General features: G+C 47.0%; 29 protein-coding genes and 1 riboswitch. Of the genes, 26 read left to right on the top strand and 3 right to left on the bottom strand.

Annotated elements, in window-relative coordinates:
- Positions 1-203 precede the first annotated feature (203 nt).
- On the top strand, positions 204-623 hold the full coding sequence (locus ACIFQM_RS14025) for a hypothetical protein (protein ID WP_430039751.1): 420 nt from the start codon (positions 204-206) through the stop codon (positions 621-623).
- 346 nt (positions 624-969) lie between these two features.
- Here ACIFQM_RS14025 and ACIFQM_RS14030 read toward each other — a convergent pair whose 3' ends face one another.
- Positions 970-1,494: a hypothetical protein gene (locus ACIFQM_RS14030; RefSeq protein ID WP_430039754.1), complete on the bottom strand. Its 525-nt coding sequence runs from the start codon at positions 1,492-1,494 to the stop codon at positions 970-972.
- A 402-nt stretch (positions 1,495-1,896) separates the two neighbouring features.
- On the opposite strand from ACIFQM_RS14030, the gene ACIFQM_RS14035 reads away from it, so the two are divergent.
- From ACIFQM_RS14035 to rsmI, 10 genes are all read left to right on the top strand, one after another.
- Complete coding sequence (locus tag ACIFQM_RS14035; RefSeq protein WP_025682457.1) at positions 1,897-2,082, top strand: sigma factor G inhibitor Gin; 186 nt, start codon at positions 1,897-1,899, stop codon at positions 2,080-2,082.
- A 145-nt stretch (positions 2,083-2,227) separates the two neighbouring features.
- Complete coding sequence (locus ACIFQM_RS14040) at positions 2,228-3,811, top strand: aminotransferase class I/II-fold pyridoxal phosphate-dependent enzyme (protein WP_430039757.1); 1,584 nt, start codon at positions 2,228-2,230, stop codon at positions 3,809-3,811.
- Positions 3,812-3,913: 102 nt separating this feature from the next.
- Entirely contained in the window at positions 3,914-4,561 is a 648-nt protein-coding gene (tmk, locus tag ACIFQM_RS14045) for a dTMP kinase (RefSeq protein ID WP_430039760.1), read from the top strand.
- 74 nt (positions 4,562-4,635) lie between these two features.
- Positions 4,636-4,965, top strand: a complete 330-nt coding sequence (locus tag ACIFQM_RS14050) for a cyclic-di-AMP receptor (RefSeq protein ID WP_430039763.1) — start codon at positions 4,636-4,638, stop codon at positions 4,963-4,965.
- 200 nt (positions 4,966-5,165) lie between these two features.
- Positions 5,166-5,609: a YaaR family protein gene (locus tag ACIFQM_RS14055; RefSeq protein WP_404521360.1), complete on the top strand. Its 444-nt coding sequence runs from the start codon at positions 5,166-5,168 to the stop codon at positions 5,607-5,609.
- 150 nt (positions 5,610-5,759) lie between these two features.
- Entirely contained in the window at positions 5,760-6,755 is a 996-nt protein-coding gene (gene holB, locus ACIFQM_RS14060) for a DNA polymerase III subunit delta' (RefSeq protein WP_430039766.1), read from the top strand.
- Between the two features lie 138 nt (positions 6,756-6,893).
- Positions 6,894-7,694, top strand: a complete 801-nt coding sequence (locus tag ACIFQM_RS14065; protein ID WP_014279023.1) for a PSP1 domain-containing protein — start codon at positions 6,894-6,896, stop codon at positions 7,692-7,694.
- A gap of 27 nt (positions 7,695-7,721) precedes the next feature.
- Entirely contained in the window at positions 7,722-8,096 is a 375-nt protein-coding gene (gene yabA / locus ACIFQM_RS14070; protein ID WP_430039769.1) for a DNA replication initiation control protein YabA, read from the top strand.
- Between the two features lie 90 nt (positions 8,097-8,186).
- Positions 8,187-8,939, top strand: a complete 753-nt coding sequence (locus ACIFQM_RS14075) for a tRNA1(Val) (adenine(37)-N6)-methyltransferase (RefSeq protein WP_430039772.1) — start codon at positions 8,187-8,189, stop codon at positions 8,937-8,939.
- A complete protein-coding gene (gene rsmI, locus ACIFQM_RS14080; protein WP_430039775.1) occupies positions 8,939-9,820 on the top strand; it encodes a 16S rRNA (cytidine(1402)-2'-O)-methyltransferase in 882 nt (293 codons plus the stop codon). The genes ACIFQM_RS14075 and rsmI overlap by 1 nt, the downstream gene beginning before the upstream one ends.
- A gap of 124 nt (positions 9,821-9,944) precedes the next feature.
- Here rsmI and ACIFQM_RS14085 read toward each other — a convergent pair whose 3' ends face one another.
- Positions 9,945-10,199, bottom strand: a complete 255-nt coding sequence (locus ACIFQM_RS14085; RefSeq protein ID WP_007428005.1) for an AbrB/MazE/SpoVT family DNA-binding domain-containing protein — start codon at positions 10,197-10,199, stop codon at positions 9,945-9,947.
- 330 nt (positions 10,200-10,529) lie between these two features.
- Here ACIFQM_RS14085 and ACIFQM_RS14090 point away from each other — a divergent pair, with 330 nt between their 5' ends.
- From ACIFQM_RS14090 to ACIFQM_RS14150, 13 genes are all read left to right on the top strand, one after another.
- Entirely contained in the window at positions 10,530-11,813 is a 1,284-nt protein-coding gene (locus ACIFQM_RS14090) for an HD domain-containing protein (RefSeq protein WP_430039778.1), read from the top strand.
- A 41-nt stretch (positions 11,814-11,854) separates the two neighbouring features.
- Positions 11,855-12,625: a TatD family hydrolase gene (locus ACIFQM_RS14095; protein WP_430039781.1), complete on the top strand. Its 771-nt coding sequence runs from the start codon at positions 11,855-11,857 to the stop codon at positions 12,623-12,625.
- Positions 12,626-12,826: 201 nt separating this feature from the next.
- Positions 12,827-13,109: riboswitch (cyclic di-AMP (ydaO/yuaA leader) on the top strand.
- A 269-nt stretch (positions 13,110-13,378) separates the two neighbouring features.
- Positions 13,379-14,527, top strand: coding sequence for a G5 domain-containing protein (locus tag ACIFQM_RS14100; protein WP_430039784.1), 1,149 nt, complete (start codon positions 13,379-13,381; stop codon positions 14,525-14,527).
- Positions 14,528-14,674: 147 nt separating this feature from the next.
- Entirely contained in the window at positions 14,675-15,220 is a 546-nt protein-coding gene (gene rnmV / locus ACIFQM_RS14105) for a ribonuclease M5 (protein ID WP_430039786.1), read from the top strand.
- Positions 15,221-15,227: 7 nt separating this feature from the next.
- Positions 15,228-16,112: a 16S rRNA (adenine(1518)-N(6)/adenine(1519)-N(6))-dimethyltransferase RsmA gene (gene rsmA, locus ACIFQM_RS14110; protein ID WP_430039865.1), complete on the top strand. Its 885-nt coding sequence runs from the start codon at positions 15,228-15,230 to the stop codon at positions 16,110-16,112.
- A 148-nt stretch (positions 16,113-16,260) separates the two neighbouring features.
- Complete coding sequence (gene yabG, locus ACIFQM_RS14115; RefSeq protein WP_283656357.1) at positions 16,261-17,157, top strand: sporulation peptidase YabG; 897 nt, start codon at positions 16,261-16,263, stop codon at positions 17,155-17,157.
- A 200-nt stretch (positions 17,158-17,357) separates the two neighbouring features.
- The gene (gene veg / locus ACIFQM_RS14120; protein WP_044646031.1) at positions 17,358-17,636 is read left to right on the top strand and encodes a biofilm formation stimulator Veg; all 279 of its coding nucleotides are present in this window, start codon (positions 17,358-17,360) and stop codon (positions 17,634-17,636) included.
- 164 nt (positions 17,637-17,800) lie between these two features.
- Entirely contained in the window at positions 17,801-17,980 is a 180-nt protein-coding gene (locus tag ACIFQM_RS14125; protein WP_283654048.1) for a small, acid-soluble spore protein, alpha/beta type, read from the top strand.
- Between the two features lie 156 nt (positions 17,981-18,136).
- Positions 18,137-18,991, top strand: coding sequence for a 4-(cytidine 5'-diphospho)-2-C-methyl-D-erythritol kinase (gene ispE, locus ACIFQM_RS14130; RefSeq protein ID WP_430039789.1), 855 nt, complete (start codon positions 18,137-18,139; stop codon positions 18,989-18,991).
- A 185-nt stretch (positions 18,992-19,176) separates the two neighbouring features.
- Positions 19,177-20,016: a pur operon repressor gene (gene purR, locus ACIFQM_RS14135; protein ID WP_430039791.1), complete on the top strand. Its 840-nt coding sequence runs from the start codon at positions 19,177-19,179 to the stop codon at positions 20,014-20,016.
- 162 nt (positions 20,017-20,178) lie between these two features.
- On the top strand, positions 20,179-20,466 hold the full coding sequence (spoVG, locus tag ACIFQM_RS14140) for a septation regulator SpoVG (protein ID WP_007428016.1): 288 nt from the start codon (positions 20,179-20,181) through the stop codon (positions 20,464-20,466).
- A 345-nt stretch (positions 20,467-20,811) separates the two neighbouring features.
- Entirely contained in the window at positions 20,812-22,209 is a 1,398-nt protein-coding gene (glmU, locus tag ACIFQM_RS14145) for a bifunctional UDP-N-acetylglucosamine diphosphorylase/glucosamine-1-phosphate N-acetyltransferase GlmU (RefSeq protein ID WP_430039793.1), read from the top strand.
- Between the two features lie 59 nt (positions 22,210-22,268).
- Positions 22,269-23,222: a ribose-phosphate diphosphokinase gene (locus ACIFQM_RS14150; protein ID WP_025682473.1), complete on the top strand. Its 954-nt coding sequence runs from the start codon at positions 22,269-22,271 to the stop codon at positions 23,220-23,222.
- A gap of 68 nt (positions 23,223-23,290) precedes the next feature.
- Here ACIFQM_RS14150 and ACIFQM_RS14155 read toward each other — a convergent pair whose 3' ends face one another.
- A complete protein-coding gene (locus ACIFQM_RS14155) occupies positions 23,291-23,491 on the bottom strand; it encodes a hypothetical protein (RefSeq protein ID WP_025682474.1) in 201 nt (66 codons plus the stop codon).
- Positions 23,492-23,566: 75 nt separating this feature from the next.
- Between ACIFQM_RS14155 and pth the strand changes: the two genes are divergently transcribed.
- Complete coding sequence (gene pth / locus ACIFQM_RS14160; RefSeq protein ID WP_430039795.1) at positions 23,567-24,127, top strand: aminoacyl-tRNA hydrolase; 561 nt, start codon at positions 23,567-23,569, stop codon at positions 24,125-24,127.
- Between the two features lie 87 nt (positions 24,128-24,214).
- Positions 24,215-24,445, top strand: a complete 231-nt coding sequence (locus ACIFQM_RS14165; protein WP_137061098.1) for an anti-sigma-F factor Fin family protein — start codon at positions 24,215-24,217, stop codon at positions 24,443-24,445.
- Positions 24,446-24,525: the final 80 nt, after the last annotated feature.

Raw genomic sequence — 24,525 nt, forward strand, 5'->3', positions numbered from 1 at the left:
TGAGATTGTGGTCCTTTTTTGCGTATGTATATTTTAAAAATACTCTTACAAAAGGAAGGTAACATTTTTGTTACGGAATGTTATTGGAAACCCGGTATAATATAGGTACTGAATCCCATATACACACGCTGCATTCTTGCAGAATTATGCAAATTCTTGAATTGGGTTTGTATAGTGAATCAAGCTGGTAAGGAGGGAAGATCATGCGGCGAAATAAATGGCTTGCTCTATTAGTGCTATTCAGTGTCGCTGTCGCGATCCTTACCGGGTGCGGGACAGAGGAGCCTTCTTGGACATCGTTTGAGGGTGCAGCGAACGAAAAAACGTTTCCTGTCCCTAAAGAAGCGAGTAAAACTGATCGGGCTAGCAGTAACTCAGACATGGACTATGTACGCTATGCATTACCGGCTTTGAAGGAAAGTGATAGCTTGCCTGCTCCCTATCTGGAGGAAATTGCAGCCTGGGGCTGGACGGAAGAACCGAATCTATCGACTTATAATCAAAAAGTATTTCTGAAAAATAAGCTTATGGTGCACTTGTCTGTGCATGATGGTTCTTTTACTGTATTGGTCCCGAAGGATGGTAAAGCTGCTGCGAAAAGCAAAAGTGTAGATCTTAATTAGTAATTCACTGTTCTCGGCCTGGATACAGAGGGCTGCGGATATAGGGCTGTTTTAGGTAAGTCACAAGCGACCTCAAATGTAGCAGATAAGATGCTGTGTATAATGAACGATAAAGCTGGATATAAGGAAGCACTCAAAACTGCTGTTAAGTAGATGGGGCTTCCTTTTTTATATTGATTGGTATATTAGAGTGTTAAAGATGGTAGTGTGGAATGGTGAGGGGAATAAAAAGGAACAACCTTATAGGGCTGCTCCTTTTTTGATATGGGGTTCTAGCTTATGGGAGATGGGAGATATGCCAGATCAGGTATAAGCTTCTATCTATATGGATAGATGAATGGCTAGCCTACTGCTGATAATATGAGGCATCTTCATCGGTGAACTTCAACATGCCATCTTTCCTTTCGCCTGTGAGACGGCTCAGGATGTATAGGCGCGGTGCAATAAGCCACAGATGCCAAAAGAGCAAGGATACAGTAAAGGCTGGCGGAGACCAGAGAATGAATACAGCGAACAAGCAGATGCCGATCCATAGTGTATGTATATGCACACGGCGAAAGAGGCCGTAGCCTATGTACTGATCTGTCATATAACCCAGCCACGGCAGCTTGCGGTGAAATGCCCAACGCTTGCGGAAGGATGTTTTGCTTATGAACAGTACAGATCGGGAGATCACGAAGTGTACCCATAAGGTCAGGAAGAAAGCTAGAACAAACAAAAACAGGCTAGTCCATGAAAAGGCAAGAAGCAGGAAAAGAAGCATAATAACAGGCAACGAGATGTGACTCCATATCAGCTGACGCGGAATACTGATTTTTTTAATGAGCTTGTAGTGATAGTAGGTAGCTTTGGTTCCGGTTTCCTCTGTCATGCAAACAGTCCTTTCATTAATCTACTGCATCACAAATGGCTTCTCGACCGCCCACCCCGGAAAAAGGGACGGTGCTGCGCTCATGCGGCTCTGACAAGCACTAAATTGCTTGGGTAAGGCTATAGAATGATCGGCTTCTAGTGTGAGCCAACCTATTCTATACTTACAGGGAAAAGCTATTACGAATGAAGTATGAAACGGCTCCAATGAAAGGGTATCCATATGTAGGAGCTTTTCTTATTATATCGGCATAGACGGCTGTTTTTTAAACATGTGGGTACAAACACCATAAGGGCTCACATGGAATATATATAGAGTATATCGTCGAGCTGGGCTATGAAAAGGTTTAAAATAGTAGAAAGTGCCCATACTAATAGTAAAAGAAACAAGGGTGGGATGGATATGCATGATCAAGGCGGCCACCGCTGCATTATATGCGGACAACACAAGCATGAAGGCATCTTTATCGTTTCCGAGTTTATCTGCGATGCGTGTGAGGCTGAAATGGTGCGCACGGATGCGACAGACGCCAAATATCATTTTTTTATTGATCAACTAAAGCAAATTTGGGTACAGAAAAATGCATAATATCCTTTGTCAGCTAGTCTTTAAAGGGTTAGTATTCCAGGGCCTGTCGGTACGGGCTTTTTTTTCTGTGAGTAAAAGTAGGATTCCGCTTGATTTTACGATAAAATAGGGTAGATATAAAGCTTTGTTTCGGAAGGATTGCAGAATGATGGGGAAAAAGGCTTCACACGCACCATTAATGGAAGCTCTATTACGTTACCGGGCTCAAGGCAATGCTTCTTATCATGTGCCTGGCCACAAAAATGGACAAGTATATGAAAATGAAGATATTGCATCTCTCTTGAAAGAAGTAATGTCTATTGATGCGACCGAAATTACCGGACTGGACGATTTGCATCACCCTGAGGATGTGATCCGTGAGGGCCAGGAGCTGGCGGCGATGTGCTTTGGTGCAGAGGACAGCTTTTGGCTGATTGGAGGAAGTACAGTCGGTAATTTGGCAATGATTTTGACCGTGTGTACGAAACCGGGGGATTTACTGCTGGTACAGAGAAACGTACACAAGTCAGTCCTGAATGGTCTTATGCTGTCTGGGGCTGCTGCGGTATTTCTGGAGCCGAAAATAGATACGACCAGCGGGCTTGCGGTTGCTCCATCGACGGATACGATACAGACCGCATTAAAAGCCTATCCTTCCGCCAAAGGGGTATTGATTACGCTGCCTAACTACTATGGGATGGGTTATGATCTGACAGCAACGGCTAAAGCCTGTCATGCGGCCCATGTGCCCTTGTTGGTGGATGAGGCGCATGGTGCCCATTACGGGCTGCATCCCCGTTTGCCGGCTTCTGCTTTGTCCTGTGGGGCTGATGTGGTCGTCCAATCGACACATAAGATGCTACCAGCCATGACGATGGGAGCCATGCTACACGTGCAGGGGGGACGGATCAACCGGGAGCTGCTTCGTCAGCGACTGGCAATGGTGCAAAGCTCCAGCCCTTCGTACCCGCTCATGGCTTCGCTTGATTTGGCAAGGCGGCATATTGCGGTTCATGGGGCGAATGCCTTTACGGAAGGCTTGGCGGCAGCAGATGCTTTTAGAAAAGGTCTGAAGCAGCTTCCACGCTTTCTTCTCGTTGAGCCTATTGAGCAAGCGCCTCAGGGGAATGAGGCCCAAGAGGGCATTACAGAGCGCTTGGAGAGGGATGGAGAGAAGGTGGACGGCTATTCGACCCATGACCCTTTTAAAATGGTGCTGTACGATGCATTTGGTGTATTGGATGGCTTTGGCTTAAAGCATGAGTTGGAAGTGTATGGCTGTATTCCGGAGATGAGTGACGAAAAACATGTTGTTTTATTGTTTACGTTAGGCTCCACGATTAGAGATACTAATCACCTGTTGCAGGCTCTTGTGCATATAAATAATGATATACGGTTTAAGGGGACGGCTGGTGGGCCGGGTTCCATGCAGAAGGAGCAATGTGGACCAGATTTGGATTTTTCCACGTGGAACAATGATATTCCTACAGTTTACTCTATTCCGGTGCAGTTTGGACTTCAACCAGTTCAATCGAATCAGATGGAGGTAGTATCTGTGGAGGACTCCGCTGGCAGGGTGGCTGCGGAAATGATTATCCCGTATCCTCCAGGTATTCCACTGCTATACGCAGGAGAAATGATTACGGAACCGATTGCTCAACGAATGAGACGTCTCCGGGATTTGGGAGCCAAATGGCAAGGGGCAGCAGATGAAAGGTTGCTTACAATTCGGGTATTCCGTTTAAAATAAAGATTAGATGTTGGAGACTTAACCAATAAAGAAGACTGAATAAGAGAAGCAAATGAGCCTGTAGGTGACTCTTATTTTTCAGGCTGGAAAGCAGGGAATGGCATGAATCGCAAAGGAATTTTTATTACGCTGGAGGGGGGAGACGGCTCCGGTAAAACAACGATGATTCAACGGCTGGCCAAGTTTATGGAGGAAGAAGGCTATCCAGTTGTCACGACGAGAGAACCAGGCGGGATCGAAATTTCGGAAAAGATCCGCTCTATCATTTTGGACCCTGCCCATACCAGTATGGATGCCCGGACAGAGGCGCTTCTGTATGCGGCGGCCAGGCGCCAGCATCTGGTAGAGAAGGTAAAGCCGGCTATTGAAAAGGGAGCTATCGTATTATGTGATCGTTTTGTGGATAGCAGCTTGGTCTATCAAGGGTTTGCGAGAGGGATCGGTATGGAGGAAGTGGCTTCGATTAATCGTTTTGCGGTGGATGATTGGGAACCGGATGCTACATTTTATCTGGATATCGAACCTGAATTGGGATTGGCCAGAATTCATGCGTCCCGGGGAGAGGGAATGGATCGCCTCGATATGGAGAGTATATCTTTTCACCACAAAGTACGAGAGGCGTATCTGGAGCTTGCCCGCAAATTTCCGGAGCGAATTACGATTGTCGATGCATCTCCCGCAACGGAGCAGGTAGAGCAAGTATTGAAGGATTTGCTGAAAAAGCGGTTTATTCAAAACTTTAGCATGTAATTGTCGAAGGATATACGGTAAAATTGAGCTAGGGACTAGCTTGTTCCTAATATGGCTTGAAGGAGGAATACAGGATGAAGCTGATTATTGCGATTGTGCAGGATAAGGATAGTAACAGATTATCCAGCGGACTGGTGAAAGCTAATTTCCGTGCTACCAAGCTGGCGAGTACAGGCGGATTTTTGCGAGCAGGGAATACGACGTTTATGATCGGTGTCGATGACAATCAGGTGGGCTCGTTGATGAATGTCATTCGCAGCAGTTGCAAGGTACGTGAACAGCTGGTCACACCCGTTACCCCTATGAGCGGGACAACGGACTCCTATCTGCCTTTGCCTGTTGAAGTACAGGTGGGTGGAGCGACGGTGTTCGTGATGCCTGTAGACCGTTTTGAGCACTTCTGAATCTACACAAAAGGACCTATTCTGCCGATATGATAGAGGAATTGCCTGTTTCTTGCCCGTATCATGGGAATGAGGAACAGATCCACTATAACGGTAGCGCCAAGGCGCAGTCCCTGGAAAGCCGCTATGTTCCCCCAGTTCCATGTTGAGCTGTTCATTAAAGGGAAAAGCGGAAGTATTCGGGGGGAAAGCAGGTTTATATGAAAATAAATCCGGGCTATCGCCCTTTACAGAGTACGTTGTCTACCAATGAAATGAATACGAAGCCGATTCAGCCTAAGAGCTTTTCCGATGTTATGCAGCAAAATGGGGAGCGGGCTTCGCATGAAGAACTGAACCGTCGCTTCAAAGAAATTCAGATGCAGGGAGACCGTCTGGCGCGCTCGATGACGATTCGTGAGCTGAAGGCTTATAAGATGCTGGTGAAACGCTTCCTGGAGGATACGGTTCGGCGTGGCGTGTCGATGAAGGACACAAAGGGCTGGGATCGCCGGGGACGCAGCAAGCGGTATAAGCTGATTGATGAAGTGGATGAGCTGTTGCTCAAGATGGCAGATGATCTGCTCGAAACCGAGCAAGGCAAGATTGAGCTTTTGCAAGGAGTCGGTGAAATTAGAGGGCTGCTGATTAATCTCTCGTTTTAAATGTAGACCCTTTCATAAACGAATACAAACGGGCTGTCGCCACGAAGGAATAATCTGCTTGCTGATGATGCTGGCAGATTATTTTTGACTATATTCATGTAGGCAATGGTTGGAGATATGGAAAAATAGCAGCAGAATAGGTGAGGAAATATGTCTTTCCAAAAGATAATGGGTCAGGATATAGCTAAAAAAATGCTGCAAAGCGCACTTCGGAATGAGACGGTCAACCATGCCTATGTATTTAGCGGGCCGCCGGGAAGCGGACAGATGAAGATGGCGCAGACCTTTGCCAAGGCATTATTTTGTGAGCGAATGACGGATGATGCATGTGGCGAATGTCTGTCCTGTCGTAAGGTAGAGCATGGAAATCACCCGGATCTGTTTATCGTAGAGCCGGATGGAGCTACAATTAAAATTGACCAGATTCGCGGACTTCAGCGCATATTCTCTTACAAATCGGAAAGCTCCAATCCGAAGGTATATATTATCCAGCAGGCGGATACCATGACAGTGCAAGCTGCAAACAGCCTGCTTAAGTTTCTGGAGGAGCCTCAGGTTCCAGTGGTGGGTATACTCATTTCCGAAAATGGACAGGCATTGCTGCCTACGATTCAATCACGGACGCAGCAGGTTCCTTTTCATGCTTTACAGCCTGAAGTGATGATGCAGGCCTTAATCGGGGAAGGCTATACGGCCGGACTTGTTCGGTCGGCGGTTCATATTGCCTCGGGACTGGAATCATGTAGAGAAATTCTCCAGCAGAATTGGTTTGCAGAAATTAGAAACGTAGTGTTACAATTAGTGAAGGAGTCCATGAGCCGGGGAAGCTCGTCCATTATTCTCGCTCAACAGAAGATTTTTAAAACTGGACTTTCTGAACACCTGGATATTCTGTTTCATCTGTTTCATTTGTGGTTCAAGGATATGCTTCATTTCCGTTACGGAAGGCACGAAAGCATTGTTTTCATAGATCATTTGGAGTCCGTCTCCAAATTGGCAATCACCCGCAGCACGGAACAATGGGTCTCTTATATGGATTTGGCCGCGAATTGCAGGAAGAAGCTCCGTTTTCACGTCAATGGTCAATTGTGTGTAGAGCAGCTTTTGATTGGGTTGTCCGATACAAGCGGTTCCATCACCGGCTAACAGGAAGGCGCGCTTGTTCCACTCTGCACAATCCGCGACGCCAGGTTCCCGGTTTGTGCGACAGTGAGACTTCAATTGCGGCCATTCGTAACATGTCGGCTTCAAATGAGGTTTAGTGGCATACAAGGGGGTTAATTTTTGTATAGTGTAGTGGGTGTCCGTTTCAAGAAGGCGGGCAAGACTTATTATTTTGATCCGCTGGACCTTCCGGTGGAGAAAGAAAACTGCGTTATTGTAGAAACCGCGCGCGGTATCGAATATGGCAAGGTTGTGGTGGGCAAAAAAGAAGTCAATGATTCGGACGTTGTCCTGCCCTTAAAGAAAGTCATCCGTATTGCCGGAGATGATGACGCTCTTGTTGTAGAAGAGAATAAACTGGCGGCCAAGGATGCATTTGGTACGTGTTTAAATAAAATCAAAGACCATGGCCTTAAAATGAAGCTGGTAGACGTGGAATTTACATTTGACCGCAATAAGATCATTTTTTATTTTACGGCAGAGGGCCGTGTGGATTTTCGGGAGCTTGTAAAGGATTTAGCCAGTATTTTTCGTACACGGATTGAGCTGCGGCAGATCGGAGTACGGGACGAGGCTAAAATGCTGGGCGGGATCGGTCCTTGCGGACGTATTCTGTGTTGCTCTTCGTGGCTGGGAGATTTTGAACCGGTATCCATTAAGATGGCGAAGGATCAGAGCTTGTCGCTGAATCCGACGAAGATTTCCGGGTTGTGTGGAAGATTGATGTGTTGTCTCAAGTTCGAACATGATAACTACGAGAGCATGAAGGAAGAATTGCCGCAGGTTGGCAAGATGGTCGTCACCTCTCTCGGAGAAGGCAAGGTCGTAGGCGTAAATGCTGGACATCGCACAGTACATGTTCAACTGTTTGAGATTAGCAAGGTCAAGGAACTTCCAATGGACGATGTAGTCGTCAAGTAAACCATTAGGTTGCTTCGGGGTGGAAACTTGGATAAATTAAATGTTTTTGCGCGTATTCACGAAATGGAAACCCAAATGGGACAGTTGCATAGTGATCTGGGTGAATTGAAGCTGGCAGTTAAAGAACTGCTGGAGGAAAATCAACGACTAACGATTGAAAACGAACAGGTGCGAAAGATACTCAAACGTGAAACCTCCAGAGAAGAAAAGGCGGCAAAAAGGCCGAAACTTTCTCCTCCGATTGTCATTAAGGATGAAGAGGAAACGGGTGAGGTTGTGGGCGAAGGCCACGACAATCTGGCAAGGCTGTATCATGAAGGATTTCATATATGCAACGTGTATTACGGACATTTGCGAACGGAAGGCGATTGCCTTTTCTGTCTGTCATTTTTGAATAAATAAAAAAAAGCCGTAGGAGCAAGGTGCCTACGGCTTTTTTTGTAAGGAAGTATGGGTTTAGAACGATTTGGGGTAAAAAGATGGGAGAGCGCTATGTACGAAAATGAACAGAAGTCTGAACGAATTGATGATCTATTGTCACATAATTTGCGTATTATCCAAAGTGATGAGGTGTTCAGCTTCTCCATGGACGCGGTTTTGCTAGCACGGTTTGCCGGTATACCGCAGCGTGGGAAGATTTTGGATCTATGTACAGGTAATGGGGTTGTTCCCCTGCTGCTAACGACACGAACCAAAGCTGCTATCGAAGGAATTGAAATTCAACCGCGCTTGGCAGATATGGCTAGACGCAGCGTCAGCCTGAACGGATTGGAGGCAGCGATTCAGATTCGGGAAGGCGATCTACGTGAGTTGGTTCAAATCACGGGACATGGTGTATATGATGCAATTACGGTAAATCCCCCCTATATGCCGCTAAACGGTAGCGATATTAAGCTAAACCCTCATCAAGCGATTGCACGTCATGAGGTGCATTGTACGCTGGAGGAGGTCATTCAGGCATGTACCCGGCTTGTCCGTAACGGTGGCAAAGTATCCATGGTTCATCGTCCGCAGCGGCTAGGTGAGATTATAACCCTGATGCGTGCCAACAGACTGGAGCCGAAACGGATTCGGTTTGTCCACCCACGGGCTCATATGGAGGCGAATATGGTGCTCATCGAGGCGCTATGTGATGGTAAGCCGGAGGTTCGTCTGTTGCCGCCGCTCATTGTATATCAGGAGAATGGGAATTATACTCAGGAAATAAGGGATATCTATGGAGAAGTAAGCAAGGGGGATTTATAGTGAAGGCAGCGGTGCAAAAAAGTTTTATAACCGGCGGAGAGGAACGGGGCAAGCTGTATCTCGTTGCGACACCGATTGGTAATCTGGACGATATGACCTTTAGGGCGATTAACACCTTAAAATCGTGCAGTATTATAGCAGCAGAGGATACGAGGCAGACGCGCAAACTGCTCACACATTTTGATATCACGCCGGAAATGCTATTCAGCTATCATGAACATAATAAAGCTGCCAGTGGGCCTGAGTTGATACGTTATATAATAGAAGGAAAAAATTTGGCACTGGTTAGCGATGCAGGTCTGCCGGCCATTTCGGACCCGGGTTCGGATCTGGTCAAGCTGGCGCTAGAGGCGGATGTTAGCGTTATTCCCATTCCCGGGGCGAACGCAGCATTGTCAGCTTTGATTGCCTCTGGACTGGATACGGAAAGATTTACATTTGCCGGATTCCCTCCACGAGAGAAAAAAGATCTGGAGAGGCTGCTACAGTCATTTCAGGTATCTCACGGCACGATCCTGTTTTATGAATCCCCTCATCGTATTGTGCGGACGTTGACGGTATTGAAGGAAACACTGGGAGAACGCAGAGTGGTGCTTGCACGTGAGTTGACCAAGCTGCATGAGGAATGGTTACGAGGAACGGCGGAGCAATGTCTTGCCAGACTGGAGGAGCATCCACCACTTGGTGAATATTGCCTGGTAGTTGAAGGGAAAAGCGAAGCAGAAGAGGAAGAGGAGCGACAGGCATGGTGGCAGTCCTTATCATTGGAGGCCCACGTTGCGCATTATGAGACAGAAGGGCTGACACGCAAGGACGCTATGAAGCGTACAGCTACCGACCGCTCCATTTCCAAAAGGGATGTATATAACGCTCTTTTATAAAAACTTCCTTACACAAAAAAGGGCCTTCCAACGGTTGGGTTCAAACCGTGGAAGGCAACAAGGAGTGTATATGAAAAAGGTTAGAATTAACAATCTCTTATGAGTCTATTATATACTAAAAATCTTAGTTTGTCACAGGTGTTGGAATTTCTGAGATGCAATCTTGACAAACAATTTTCCCTTTAAAGTAAATTACGTTCTCGGCGTTGCCGCAGAAGATACAAGCAGGCTCGTATTTTTTGAGCATAATGCGTTCGCCATCAACATAAATTTCCAAAGCGTCTTTTTCGCCAATACCCAATGTGCGGCGCAATTCAATTGGAATAACAACACGTCCGAGCTCGTCAACTTTTCTTACAATACCAGTGGATTTCATCATAATAAATCAGGCTCCTCTCGCCTTTAAAATAATATAAGTGTCATGATTCGACAAATTTTTCTCTTTTCTGATATTTACTATACCAACGATTCCCAAAACAGTCAACCTTAAAAATTTGCTAACAGCTTGATTATGCAAAAATATTTTGAATAAAGAGCATGATGTGTGTGTATTACCTTATTTTATTGATGATTTTAGCCATTTGTCGATTTGGAAATGTCGAAAATCTATAATTCGACATAATACGACAAACGATGTCGAATGAAGGAGATCGTTTAGGATTTTATTGTATCTTAATCCATTATTCAGAATATTAAAGGAGCTGATATCTTGCACCAGCCACTTAGTGAAGAAAAAGTTTTTAAGGACCCGGTACATAACTATATCCATGTTCAGGATACAGTGATATGGCGTTTGATCAATACTCCAGAGTTCCAACGCTTGCGCCGCATTCGGCAGTTGGGTACATCTTATCTTACGTTTCATGGAGCGGAGCATAGTCGTTTTTCGCATTCGCTAGGTGTGTACGAGATTACACGGCGTATTATTTCCCAATTTGAACGCGGCGAATTTTCCGATTGGCCGAAGGAAGAAGGTTTAGTCGCGCTGTGTGCGGCTTTGTTGCACGATGTGGGGCATGGTCCGTTTTCCCATTCCATAGAAGAAGCCTTTCATATGAACCACGAGGATTGGACATGCCGGATTGTATTGGGGAATACAGAGATTAACGCTGTGCTGAAGCAAGTCGATGAAGAGCTTCCAACGAAGGTGGCTGCGGTCATTGCCAAAACGTATGACAAGCCAATTGTCGTTAACCTGATCACAAGCCCACTGGATGCGGATCGCATGGATTATCTGCTGCGGGATGCTCACTCGACAGGCGTCAATTATGGCACCATTGATCTGGATCGTATTTTACGGCTGTTGCGTCCTCATAATGGAAGAATTGTAGTGAAGGAGTCAGGTATGCATGCGGTAGAGGATTATCTGATGTCACGCTATCAGATGTATTGGCAAATTTATTTTCATCCTGTGACGCGCAGCTCGGAAATTTTATTGCGTAAGATTTTCAAGCGGGCGAAGGAGCTGTTTGGAAACGGATATGAGTTTAGTTTTCTGCTGGAACCGTTGCCGGATCTCTTTCGGGGAGAGCTTACGGTGGAACAATATTTGATGCTCGATGAGTCTTTGATTCAGACAGTATTCAGTCAGTGGAAACAGGAAAAGGACGAGATTTTAAGCGATTTGAGCGCCCGTTTTATGGATCGCAAGCTGTATAAATATGTAGAGATTGAAAATATGGATACAGATACCATTGACGACATTCGGACAGCGCTGAAGCAGGTTGGTTTACATCCCGAATATGATCTGGAAATTGATTTTCCGACGGATCTTCCTTATGATGTGTTTCGGCAGGGTGGCTCGACGGACAACCAGATTTTACTGCTTGGACGTAAAGGAGAAGTGAGAGAAATTTCCGAAGTATCGGAAATTGTGCGCTCCATTAGCGGTATTCACCGGGGTAAATATCACATGTACTATCCCCAAAACAAATTGGATGGGGTAAAGGACAAGCTTCCTGCCGAAATAAGGAATTATTTTGTCAAACAATAGACAAACATATGCCAATAAAAGTAAATAAGGGGACATGAATTTTGAATTTATTTGACACTCATACCCATCTGGATGCGCCGCAATTTGACGAAGATCGGGAAGAAGTTATAGCACGTGCTGTCGAAGCGGGAGTAACCCGCATGATTAATATCGGATTTAATCGTGAGACGATTCCATCCACGATGAAATTGGCTGAGACGTATGATTTTATTTATGCGGCAATTGGATGGCACCCACAGGATGCGATTACGATGCAGGAGGGGGATTTGGAATGGATTGCATCGTTATGCAGTCATAAGAAAGTCGTGGCGATCGGGGAGATTGGTCTGGATTATTATTGGGACACATCACCGAAGGATGTACAGCATCGGGTGCTACGCAACCAGATTGGACTGGCTCGTGAGCTGCACATGCCAATTGTCATCCATAACCGGGATGCGCATGAAGATATTGTTAAGATTTTGCGTGAAGAAAAGGCGAGTGAGGTTGGCGGAGTCATGCATTCCTTTTCCGGAAGCTGGGAGACGGCTAAAATGGTGCTGGATATGGGCTTTCACCTCTCTTTTGGCGGACCCATAACGTTCAAAAATGCCAAGCAGCCAAAGGAGGTACTCGCACAGGTGCCGCTGGACCGTCTGCTCATTGAAACGGACGCTCCCTATCTAACGCCCCATCCGTTCCGCGGGAAGCGAAATGAGTCCGCACACGTGGGACTGGTCGCAGAGGCGGCTGCCCAAATCAAGGGAATTACGGTGGAGGAATTAGTGTCAATAACGACCCAAAATGCCTTGGAACGATTTGACATTAAGTGAAAAAGTGAAGGAATCGATCAAAATAAAGAGATAGACGAAGCTAATCATGAATTTGTTGCAGGAAACTCGAGAATATTACAATATTTTAACCGAATATTTTAAAAAATGTACTTGAAACCTGCTTTACAACATGCATAGAAACAGGATATCATCTTTTCAGTGAATTGTTGTTTGAGTGTAAACATCAACAGCTCATTTCATGAACCAGTCTCGCTGAGTCCCTTTTACAGGGAACGGGGGAACCGATATGGCTTACAGTACGTCCGGCGTATGGCAAGAAGGGAACGTCTCTTCCGTCCAGCCGGCTCGACCGAAATTCTTTTCCCGGATGGGATTGAACAGGTGGAGGGGCCGTATTTCGATTTCTTTCTGGGTCTTCGGGGTGAATGCGAAGGCGACCGCCATGAGCGGTTGACCCAAGCTAGGGCGTCTCTCTACGTCCGAACCCGACAGCTAACCCCGTAAGCGTAACAAGAGAGAAGCCATCTCGTGCATGATTTTTCCGCATATTCGCACATGCCGGAAGCCACGAAAGAGCTCTCTAGTCTCTTTTTCTGGCTTTTTTTGTTGTGAATAAAAGAAAATCTGTCATCATACTGTGATTAAACAGGGGAGGACAGCATGCCGCGAAGACGGGTACATGGTGCAGGACAGTCGCATTACGGGCTTGTCTTGTAGAAAATCTGTTATAGTCACGTCAATCTCAACTATGTCTTACTCCAGACGGCGGGCTATGTAAGGAGGACGGAGGAAATGGGCATTTTCCAAAAAGAGGAGACCCATGAGTCACGCTCATCCAGCATGTCTTACGTATTGCGTTGGAAGCAAGAAAATGTGCGCCAGGCTGCTTTGGTTGCTATTTTTCTAATCGCACTAACGATTATGATTTCAATTCTGGTGTACACTGAATCTAAAAAACAGGTCTTTTTTGTCATCGATGGTAAGGCATCTGCGGTAGAAACCCGGCAATCCCAGCTCCAAGATTTGCTCAAAGAGCATTCGATTTCACTTCAGCCGCATGATACGGTTTCGATGCCGCTGAACGGAGCAGTACAGGATGGGGATCGCGTAGTCATCAAACGTGCCAATCAGGTCAAATTATCCTTAGCCAACGAGACGAAAAAATTGTACACAACAGAAAATACAGTAGAGGGTGCCATTCGCACCTCGGGCTATAAATTATCGTCAAATGATAAAGTTTATCCTGCTCTGGATGCTTCTGTTTCGTCTAACATGGACATAAAAATCATCCGTGTGAAGAAACAGCAGGTTGAACAGAAGCAACAGGTACCTTATCAGGTCATCAAAACGGCCGATCCAAGTCTCTATAAAGGTGATAATCGGGTCATCCAAAGCGGTAAAACGGGTGTTGTGGTCCAGCATGTTCAAAAGGTATACCATGACGGAAAATTGGTATCCAAGCAGCTGGTAAACAAGGAAGTCGCACAGAATCGTGTGGATAAGGTGATTGCGGTAGGAACGAAGAAAAAACCGGTCGTTCTGGCTGCTTCTGTCGGTCCTGAAGATGCCGTTAAGGCAACACGGGTTAGTTCGGACAATGCTGTCCGTAAAGCAGGTGTGAATTTTAAATATAACAAAGTATTACAAAACGTCTCCATGACGGCCTATTCGTCACAGGAGCCAGGTATCGGTACACGTACCGCATCCGGCACGCGTGTCACGGAAGGACGCACCATCGCTGTCGATCCGAGTGTGATTCCAATCGGCTGGTGGGTATATATTGAAGGGGTGGGCTTCCGCCGTGCGGAGGATACCGGTGGCGCAATTAAAGGCCACAAAATCGATGTGTATTATGAGAGTTTGAGTCAAGCCAATCAGTTTGGTCGCAAGCACGGTAAAACCGTATATGTGATTGGACCCGTGAAGCCTGAAATGAACTAAAAACGTGTTGTATATGTTTAGGGCAATGCGATAGTATTAACATCATAGTTATGCCATGCTAAGAAGAGGATACCCTCTTCTTATTTTGTTTTCAAAAGCAGGGAAAGATGAATATAGCTGACTGTGTAGCAGTGGAGGGAAACGCAAATGATCAAGGAAGTGATCGTGGTAGAGGGTCGGGATGATACGGTCGCTATTCGCCGTGCTGTCGAAGCGGATACGATAGAAACGGGCGGCTCAGCCATTAATAAAATGACGCTGCGCAAAATTGCGCTGGCGCAGGAGCGGCGGGGTGTCATTATTTTGACCGATCCCGATCATGCAGGGGAGCGTATCCGCAAAATTATCGCCTCCAAGGTGCCTGGCTGCAAGCAGGCCTTTATACCAGAGGCAGAAGCGACGCGCAAAGGGGATATTGGCGTGGAGAATGCCTCGCCTGAAGCGATCAGACATGCTCTGGCACGGGTGCATACGACGGTGGAAGGGGCCGATCCGCTAATTGATTGGGCGGACCTGATTGACGCCGGGCTGATCACCCACCCGAATGCTGCTGCACGACGTATGGCTTTGGGTAATATGCTGGGTATTGGTTACTGTAACGGTAAGCAGTTACATAAACGGCTCGCTGTGTTCCAGATCAGCCGTGAGGAATTTGCCGGTGCGCTGGCACAAATTGAAAGTGAAGGAATGTGATATCCGTATGACAGGGATTCAAAATATAGCAACACCGCGGCGCACGAAGGAAATTATTCAGCGGCACGGGTTTTCGTTCAAGAAGAGCTTGGGACAAAACTTTCTGATTGATCAAAATATTCTGAACAAGATCGTGAATGCTGCGGGATTGGACGAAACGAAGGGCGCACTGGAGATCGGTCCGGGGATTGGCGCTTTGACCGAGAAGCTGGCGCAATCGGCCAAGGTAGTTACAGCTGTCGAAATTGACCAGCGGCTTTTGCCTATTCTCGAAGAGGTGCTGGCCCCTTATGAGCATGTGAAGGTACGCCATGGGGATGTGCTGAAGCTGGATTTGCGAGAGGTGTTTGCTTCCGATTTTGCCGGGGTCAGTAAAGTGAGCGTCGTCGCTAATCTGCCGTACTACGTCACTACACCGATTCTGATGAGGCTGCTGGAGGACAAGCTCCCTCTGGAGAATATTGTCGTCATGATTCAAAAGGAAGTGGCTGAGCGTATGGCAGCGTCTCCTGGGACGAAGGATTACGGCAGCTTGAGTATTGCAGTGCAATATTACAGCGAACCCGAATTGGTCTGCATCGTACCGAATACGGTATTTATTCCCCAGCCGAATGTAGAATCGGCGGTCATCCGTTTGCGTGTGCGGGAAGTGCCTCCGGTAGAGGTGGTGGACGAGCAGCATTTCTTCGAAGTCGTACATGCTTCATTTGCCCAGCGTCGCAAGACCATTTCGAATAACCTGAAAAGCCGCTTCTTTACCAAAGAGAACAGGGACACGCTGGAGCCGCTGTTGCTTCAGGCAGGCATAGAGCCTTCCCGTCGGGGCGAGACGCTGAGTATCGAGGAATTTGCGCGTCTGAGCGCTGTGTTGCTGGAAGCCGGGATTTCCTGACCTGACGTACGAGCTATCGCTTAGCAGCAATCAGAGAGTCTCTGGTTGCGCTTTGCACGGTTGTGGCTGGTTTGTATAAGCTCTTGAGCATGATAAGGAACCAAACTGTGCATTCACCCATACGATATGGGAGGGGTGATACAGTGTGATGATTTTAGGAGACTTGGTCGTTCGAAAATCGTATGGCGGAGATGTCACGTTTCGCGTTGAGGACATCCAGCGGGATAAAGCGATCATTAAAGGGACGGAATTTCGGCTTCTTGCCGATTCCCCTGTGAACGATCTGGTCAAGGTGCCTGCAGACCAGATTAGCGGGAAGACACGGCAGGCCCATATTAAGGCGGATGAGTCTCTCAATCTGTTGCAGCAGGCACGACAGAAGCAAGCAGCCCGCAGTCAGGCGGCTTTGATCGGGGAGTGGAGTGATCCGGTGGAGTCGACGTATTTTGAAATGCCCGGCAAGGTACTTCATCTGGATGGGGACCCCGGCTATTTGAAAAAATGTCTCAGCTTATATGAGCAGCTTCGCGTTCCTGCAGAGGGACATCATGTTCACGAATCAGCTATGGCCGACACGTTGTATCGTCTGCTTCCCCGTATTCGCCCGGATATCGTAGTCATTACCGGACATGACGGGGTGTTGAAGCAGCCACAGCCTTATGATTTATATAGCCTGAAAAGCTATAAAAATTCGCAAAATTTTGTGGCGGCGATCCAGGTAGCGAGACAATATGAACGTCATCTGGATTCATTGACGATTGTGGCGGGAGCGTGTCAGTCCCATTTTGAAGCGCTGCTGCGTGCAGGAGCGAACTTTGCCAGCTCACCAGGGCGTATACTGATTCACGCGCTGGACCCGGTATATGTGGCTGCCAAGGCTGCCTTTACGTCGATCCGTGATACAGTGAACATGGGCGACTTGTTTCATCAGACGATTAGTGGCAGCCGTGGCGTAGGTGGTATCGAAACCCGGGGAAGTTATCGTATCGGTTTGCCGAAGCTGGAAAATTTGTCGACTCTTAAAGTAACGCCTTCCGCAATCTAAGGTTTGAACCTGTTAAATAGGATTTATCTGGATAAAAAGCCTCTGTGTACAGGGGCTTTTTGGCATTTTTATACGCATATTCCTGTTCGCAAAAAATTAAATTGACAACTTATTTTTCGGGTTGATATAATATTTAGCTTGATTTGACATTGTCTCTAAAATTCGTTATAATGGACAAGGAAAGAGGTGGTCGTTAGGCAATGGCTAAAAATACGCTGTTGGAAATCAAACGCAGTCTCGACGCACATGTAGGGCAAAAAATTTTGCTGCGGGCTAACGGCGGACGCCGTAAGACCGTCGAACGAACTGGTGTCTTGGAAGAAACGTACCCTTCTGTTTTTATCGTCAAGCTGGATCAGGAGCAACAAACGTTCAAGCGTGTCTCCTACAGCTATGCTGACATTCTTACCGAGTCGGTAGAAGTTACCGTCTATGATCCCGACTCCCATACAAGTGTCGAATGTTTTGACACACCTTAATTGATTTTATGTAATCTATACCGGCTTTGCAGGTTTAACGGCGGCTTCGTCATTCCAAATGACGGGGCCGTTTTGTATATATGGGGCAGGATGAAGCATCGCGTCTTTGCGCATACTAAGGCGGGAATGATCTTCCTTATTCCACTGCCGAAGGAGGCGTACGCATGAGTCGGAGAAGACGAGGTGTCATGTCGGAAGAGCTTAAGTATGAGCTGGCTAAGGATCTTGGATTTTACGATACGGTCAAGGAAGAGGGCTGGGGAGGCATTAAAGCCAAGGATGCGGGCAATATGGTGAAGCGGGCCATTCAGCTTGCAGAGCAGGCAGCTTCCCGCAAATCGTAGCCATCGTTAGTGCTTCGGTAGTACTGATGAAAAAGCGGGGATCTCCGGTATTATACCGGGTGGTCTCCGCTTTTTTGAACCTCATGACTTGACACGCTGAGTCTGATATAATATGTTAAGCTGTCTTGAGGGAAAAGTTGAAGGTGGGTGAACGCCTTGAAAATATACGAAAAAGCACCGGCAAAAATCAATTTAATGCTTGATGTATTACGCAAACGGGATGACGGATATCACGAGGTTGAAATGATTATGACCATGGTCGATTTGTCTGATCGTTTGACCATGTCCGAGTTACCGCGTGATACCATTATCATTTCAAGCCAAGCCGGGTACATACCGCTAGATGAGAAAAATCTGGCTTTTCAGGCCGCGCGTCTGATTAAGGAACGTTATGATGTCTCTACGGGCGTGCATATCCATTTGGACAAGCATATCCCGGTAGCCGCAGGGTTAGCAGGCGGAAGCAGTGATGCCGCGGCAGCGCTGCGTGGGCTAAACAAGCTGTGGAAGCTTGGCATTTCGGATGCTGAATTAAGAGTACTGGGCGCTGAGCTTGGTTCTGATGTGCCCTTCTGTATTACAGGCGGTACGGCTTTAGCGAGTGGACGCGGGGAATTACTTAGGCCACTTCCGAATCCACCCCAATGCTGGGTCATTCTCGCGAAGCCGCCGATTAATGTATCGACGGCTGAAGTGTACGGACGCGTTAAAGCGGATCAGATCACGCATCACCCGTCTGCCCGGCAGATGGAGCAAGCGATCCGCAACGCTTCTTTTACCGATGTATGTAATGCGCTCGGGAATGTACTGGAGGATGTCACACTCAAGCTGTACCCGGAGGTGGAGCATCTTAAAAACTCTATGATTCGATTAGGAGCGGATGGGGTGCTAATGTCAGGCAGTGGTCCTACAGTGTTCGGGCTGGTGTCGAAGGAAGCCAAAGTACCGCGCATTTATAACGGACTCAGAGGATTCTGCAAGGATGTGTACGCAGTACGACTTCTGACCTGATTATGGTTTTTTATTTCTAATTTTAGTGGTATTTGTTGTACAAATACGTACGAAGATGATATATTTACTATTAAATATTCGGATTTTACTATATCACTTACATTCCGCCAGCAGCCGGCCAGTCCGCCGGTGCTTTTACTGTACGAAGCGGGCGGCAGGAGAAGAATAGATCGCGAGGAATTGTTGTGAAAAAACTTAAAAGAAGCTCACGATTGGTGGAAATGACACAATTTTTGCTGTCACGGCCGCATACGCTGGTGCCTCTTACGCATTTTGCGGATCGTTATGGGGCGGCAAAATCGTCCATAAGCGAAGACCTGGCCATTATCAAGGAAGTATTTGAGGATGAAGGCATTGGTGAGCTTCTGACGTTGGCGGGAGCGGCAGGAGGCGTCAAGCTGATCCCAAGACTGTCCAAGCAGCATGCGCTTACATTTGCGAATGACCTGTGTGCACAGCTGGAGCAGCCGGATCGTATCTTACCCGGAGGATATCTGTATCTGTCGGATTTGCTGGGTCAACCGGCGATGATGAATGAGGCTGGTAAAATATTTGCTACTGCATTTGCCAACAGACAGATTGATGTAGTCATGACGGTGGAAACGAAAGGGATTCCGCTTGCCTATGCAACCGGGGCACAACTGAACTTGCCCGTTGTCCTCGTACGGCGTGATCATCAGGTAACGGAGGGCTCGGCAGTGAGTATTAATTACGTCTCAGGGTCACAAAAGAGCCTGCATACGATGTCATTGTCCAGACGGGCGATGCGCGAGAAATCGCGTGTACTCATCGTGGATGATTTTATGAAGGCAGGTGGCACGATTCAGGGGATGGTCGACTTGCTGGCTGAGTTTAATGCTGAGGTAGCCGGAGTAGGTGTGCTGGTAGAATCGGGCGAGGTGGAGAATGGAGAACGCTTGCTGCACGATTATATTTCACTGGCGAATCTAACCGCGGTCGATTCTCGAAGCAAGCAAATTACAGTCAAGCTGGGGAATTATTTTGATGAATCTACAGGTCAGTAAATGTCACATTTCATCAAAAAATACCTAAATATGTCGAAAAGAAATCTTTTCAAAAAAATTACCTGAATTTAGGATACGTTTTGTCCAAAAAAAGAAGGAATTCGAAATGCTGTGTGGAATGTATACACCAAGTCCTATTTGGAAAAAGGTGGTGAAACACACATGCAGATTACGGATGTTAGACTCCGCCGAGTGAACTCAGAAGGAAGAATGAAGGCGATTGCATCCATTACAATTGATAACGAGTTTGTTGTTCATGACATTCGTGTTATCGATGGTAATAACGGGATGTTCGTGGCTATGCCTAGCAAACGGACCCCGGACGGAGAGTTTCGCGATATCGCTCATCCGATATCTTCAGGAACCCGGGAGAAAATTCAGGCTGCTGTACTAACTGAGTACGAACGCGCCGCGGTGGATGAAGAAGTAGCTATTGAAGAAGGCGCTTAATTCGTCTAAAGCAAGATTGGGGTACAAAAGAAAAGAGGGCCACAAACTGTGGCTCTCTTTTCTTTTTGTCTGGAATGAGATATATTCTTTAATGAGTTAACAGTCAGTTTTAAGGCAACTTGGAGCCATCCGGGCTGCCGAAGCGACTTTTTCATAAGACAGGGATCAAGCAGCGATGCATCCCGGGGATGAATGTCCAGCACAAGCTGGCCTGAAAAAATAGCCATTAACTAAAGGTTCGCCGTTATTTTTCAGGAGGATTGTGAAAAGTTAAGCAAAAATCTGATCTGGAAATTAACGTTTTAGCCAAAGGGAAATTGTTATTTTCAGGATAGGAGGTTGGACTTGTTGGAAAGGTTGGCAGTCATTCTTGCCGCAGGGCAGGGAAAACGTATGAGATCCAAATTATATAAAGTTCTGCATCCGGTATGCGGGAAACCGATGGTCGGTCATGTACTCGACACGGTTCGTGACATCGGAGTGTCCCGCAGTGTGGTGATTGTGGGTCACGGTGCGGAAGCGGTACAGTCTTATTTGGGACTGTCGGCAGAATATGCGCTTCAGGCAGAGCAGTTGGGAACGGGGCATGCTGTCAAGCAGGCCAAAGACTTGCTCGGTCAGGAGAAAGGTACGACCATCGTTATCTGTGGAGACACCCCCCTGATTACAGCGGAAACACTGGAGGGCTTGGTGCAGCTACATGAGAGCCGGGGAGCGGCCGCAACAATTCTGACCGCTGAGCTGGACGACCCTAAGGGATACGGCCGGGTCATCCGTGATGCTGCAAGAGCAGTGCTCAAGATCGTGGAGCAGAAGGATTGCTCACCTGGGGAAGACGCTGTTCGGGAAATTAACACGGGAACGTACTGCTTTGATAATGCCAAGCTGTTCGCAGCGTTGGACAAAGTAACCAACACCAATGTACAGCAGGAATACTACCTGACGGATGTCATTGGTATTTTGCATGGCGAAGGCGAGAAGGTTGAGGCATATTTAACAAATGATGTGTCGGAATCTATCGGTGTGAACGACAGGGTCGCTTTATCAGTGGCTGAGGGATACATGCGAGAACGCATTGTGCGCAAGCATATGCTGAACGGTGTGACCATCATTGATCCGTCCTCTACCTACATCGAGAGCGAGGTTGCCATTGGTTCCGATACCGTGCTGTATCCGAACACATGGCTGCGAGGTCAAACACAAATCGGTGAAGATTGTATGATTGGTCCGCAGACTGAGATTCAGGATACCCTGATTCATTCGGGCGCAACGGTGAAACATTCGGTGTTGAACGAAGCTGAAGTGGGTAGCAGTACATCTGTGGGTCCGTTTGCCTATCTGCGTCCGGGTGCGAAGCTGGGCGAGCATGTGAAGATTGGTGATTTTGTTGAGGTAAAAAATGCGACCATTGGTGATCATTCCAAGGTGTCCCATTTGAGCTATGTTGGTGATGCCAAGGTAGGTACAAACGTTAATATCGGTTGTGGGGCAATAACGGTTAATTATGATGGGTATAATAAATCTATTACAGAAATTGAAGATGATGCCTTTATTGGCAGTAATGTGAATCTGATTGCCCCAATTAAGATCGGAAAAGGCGCTTATGTCGTAGCGGGCTCCACCGTAACACATGCTGTCCCTGATAACGATCTGGCCATTGCCAGACCGCGTCAAGAGAACAAAGCCGGATATGCGGATAAAATCCGCGCGCGTGCCAAAGCGAAGAAGAAAAGATCGGAATAACCTTAATCAGCAAGTAGTTGGATCTGTAATGAATGAATCAGCACGGAGGGTTTCTATAAATGACTTATTGCGATTCCAAACTCAAAATATTTACTTGTAACTCCAATCCGAAGTTGGCCCACCAAATTGCGGACTACATCGGAATTCCAATGGGGGAATCCCATACCACATCGTTTAGTGACGGTGAAATTCAAATCAAACTGTCTGAAAGCGTGCGCGGTTGCCACGTATACATTGTGCAGTCGACTTGTCTGCCAGTTAACGACAACTTGATGGAGTTACTGGTTATGGTTGATGCACTCAAGCGGGCTTCTGCCAAAAGCATTAATGTCGTTATGCCATATTACGGCTATGCCCGTCAGGATCGGAAAGCACGTTCACGTGATCCGATCACGGCGAAGCTTGTCGCTAACCTGATTGAAAAAGCGGGTGCTCACCGTGTAATCAGTATGGATTTGCATGCGATGCAAATTCAGGGATTCTTTGATATTCCGGTGGATCACATGTTCGGCGCACCAATTCTGGCCCAGTATTTCCGTTCGAAGCAGATTGAAAACCCGGTTGTCGTTTCCCCTGACCACGGCGGTGTTGTGCGTGCGCGGAAGTTAGCGGATTTCCTGAATGCCCCGCTGGCTATTATCGACAAACGTCGTCCTGAGCCAAACGTAAGTGAAGTAATGAACATTATCGGAAATATTGAGGGTAAAACCGCTATTCTGATTGATGACATTATTGATACAGCGGGAACCATTGTGCTGGGTGCGAATGCGCTCAAGGAAGGCGGCGTAACGGATGTGTATGCGTGCTGTACGCATGCCGTGCTCTCCGGGCCCGCTATGGAAAGACTGGAGAATTCACCGTTAAAAGAGGTGGTCGTGACGGATACCATTCCGATCGTTCACCCCAATCCGACAAGCAAGCTGAAGGTATTATCTGTGGCTCCATTAATGGGAGAAGCCATTATCCGTGTGCATGAGGAATTGTCAATCAGCAAACTGTTTGAAATCGAATAAGCGCTGGCTCATTAAAAAAGGGGTTGCCTTTTCCAACTGGAAAAGGTAACCCCTATCAGCATGTCAGGCTAAAAGCCCGGTCTGGATATAAAGGTGAAGCGCTGACGATTGTATAGCGTGTCCTCCATTTCGACAAAATGCTCGTTAAAACGCGCAATGATGCCAATTTGGATATGTACATTCCCGTCATAGACTTGGACAGGAACCGAATGTTTTAAATGATATAGAAAATGGCTGTCATATAAGAGGATATCACCCTGATTGAGCATACCAGCACGCACCTTCCTGTTCAGTATAACTATTTTACCAAAAAATCAAGACTTCGAAAGAGGGTGTCACGGTTTATGAAGTGGATTGTAGGATTGGGCAACCCCGGTCCCCAGTACGAAAAAACGAGACATAATGTTGGATTTATGGCGCTGGATGCTCTGGCCGCCCGTCATAACATCCAGATTAACCAAAGCAAATGCAAGGCGTTGATTGGAGAAGGACATATTGGCGGCGTAAAAACGGTGCTGATCAAGCCGATGACCTATATGAATCTCTCGGGCGAGTCTCTGCGTGCTTATATGGACTATTACAAAGCGAATATAGATGATTTGGTCGTAATTTATGATGATCTGGATACAGAGGTCGGCAAAATAAGACTCCGGTATCAAGGCAGTGCAGGTGGTCATAACGGGATCAAGTCGATTATCCAGCATACGGGCACACAATCCTTTAATCGGGTTCGTATGGGCATTTCCCGTCCTGAGCCTGGCTATGCCATCGTGGACTATGTTCTGGGAACCTTTCCGAAGAAGGAGAAGGAGTTGCTGGCTGGAATGATAGAGGATACGTGTGATGCTTTGGAATACAGCTTGGGTCATCCTTTTGAACGGACCATGGCAGAATTCAATAAGTAAGGTCCAGAGCAGGCAGGATGGGCTTAAATGGAAGTTTATTGGACATACTGAAAGGTATAGAAAACTTTCAGGAGGCATATACATTACATGATTGTGAATTATGTATGCAGACATTGTCGAACTTTCTTGGGACGGATTGATTCCGATGCAATAACCGAAGAAAGGCTGGGCTTCCATTCCTTGACCCCTGCCGAGCGTAGAGATATAATAGCGTATAATTCGGGCGGTGAAGTGACCGTCAAAGTCATTTGCGAGCATTGCAACCAGGCGCTGGAAAATAATCCGGAGTTGAGTCTGCTCGTAAATCCGCTCCAATAACAGGTATTCAACTGGTCTGTACCAGCTTGAGAGGTGAAGCGGTAATCCCGCTTATGGAGCCTTGGCAGCATTGCTGAGGC

The organism is Paenibacillus sp. NRS-1782 (assembly GCF_050467685.1).
GTDB classification, from domain to species: domain Bacteria; phylum Bacillota; class Bacilli; order Paenibacillales; family Paenibacillaceae; genus Paenibacillus; species Paenibacillus terrae_A.

Coding starts and splice junctions, on each gene's coding strand:
- rnmV (WP_430039786.1), top strand. CDS start 14,675: ATGATCAAGGAAGTGATCGTGGTAGAGGGTCGGGATGATACGGTCGCT.
- ACIFQM_RS14035 (WP_025682457.1), top strand. CDS start 1,897: ATGCATGATCAAGGCGGCCACCGCTGCATTATATGCGGACAACACAAG.
- yabG (WP_283656357.1), top strand. CDS start 16,261: ATGATTTTAGGAGACTTGGTCGTTCGAAAATCGTATGGCGGAGATGTC.
- veg (WP_044646031.1), top strand. CDS start 17,358: ATGGCTAAAAATACGCTGTTGGAAATCAAACGCAGTCTCGACGCACAT.
- pth (WP_430039795.1), top strand. CDS start 23,567: ATGAAGTGGATTGTAGGATTGGGCAACCCCGGTCCCCAGTACGAAAAA.
- ACIFQM_RS14165 (WP_137061098.1), top strand. CDS start 24,215: ATGATTGTGAATTATGTATGCAGACATTGTCGAACTTTCTTGGGACGG.
- ACIFQM_RS14050 (WP_430039763.1), top strand. CDS start 4,636: ATGAAGCTGATTATTGCGATTGTGCAGGATAAGGATAGTAACAGATTA.
- tmk (WP_430039760.1), top strand. CDS start 3,914: ATGAATCGCAAAGGAATTTTTATTACGCTGGAGGGGGGAGACGGCTCC.
- spoVG (WP_007428016.1), top strand. CDS start 20,179: ATGCAGATTACGGATGTTAGACTCCGCCGAGTGAACTCAGAAGGAAGA.
- rsmA (WP_430039865.1), top strand. CDS start 15,228: ATGACAGGGATTCAAAATATAGCAACACCGCGGCGCACGAAGGAAATT.
- ACIFQM_RS14040 (WP_430039757.1), top strand. CDS start 2,228: ATGATGGGGAAAAAGGCTTCACACGCACCATTAATGGAAGCTCTATTA.
- ACIFQM_RS14055 (WP_404521360.1), top strand. CDS start 5,166: ATGAAAATAAATCCGGGCTATCGCCCTTTACAGAGTACGTTGTCTACC.
- ACIFQM_RS14025 (WP_430039751.1), top strand. CDS start 204: ATGCGGCGAAATAAATGGCTTGCTCTATTAGTGCTATTCAGTGTCGCT.
- ACIFQM_RS14150 (WP_025682473.1), top strand. CDS start 22,269: ATGACTTATTGCGATTCCAAACTCAAAATATTTACTTGTAACTCCAAT.
- ACIFQM_RS14155 (WP_025682474.1), bottom strand. CDS start 23,491: ATGCTCAATCAGGGTGATATCCTCTTATATGACAGCCATTTTCTATAT.
- ACIFQM_RS14030 (WP_430039754.1), bottom strand. CDS start 1,494: ATGACAGAGGAAACCGGAACCAAAGCTACCTACTATCACTACAAGCTC.
- ACIFQM_RS14100 (WP_430039784.1), top strand. CDS start 13,379: ATGGGCATTTTCCAAAAAGAGGAGACCCATGAGTCACGCTCATCCAGC.
- holB (WP_430039766.1), top strand. CDS start 5,760: ATGTCTTTCCAAAAGATAATGGGTCAGGATATAGCTAAAAAAATGCTG.
- ACIFQM_RS14075 (WP_430039772.1), top strand. CDS start 8,187: ATGTACGAAAATGAACAGAAGTCTGAACGAATTGATGATCTATTGTCA.
- ACIFQM_RS14125 (WP_283654048.1), top strand. CDS start 17,801: ATGAGTCGGAGAAGACGAGGTGTCATGTCGGAAGAGCTTAAGTATGAG.
- ACIFQM_RS14085 (WP_007428005.1), bottom strand. CDS start 10,199: ATGATGAAATCCACTGGTATTGTAAGAAAAGTTGACGAGCTCGGACGT.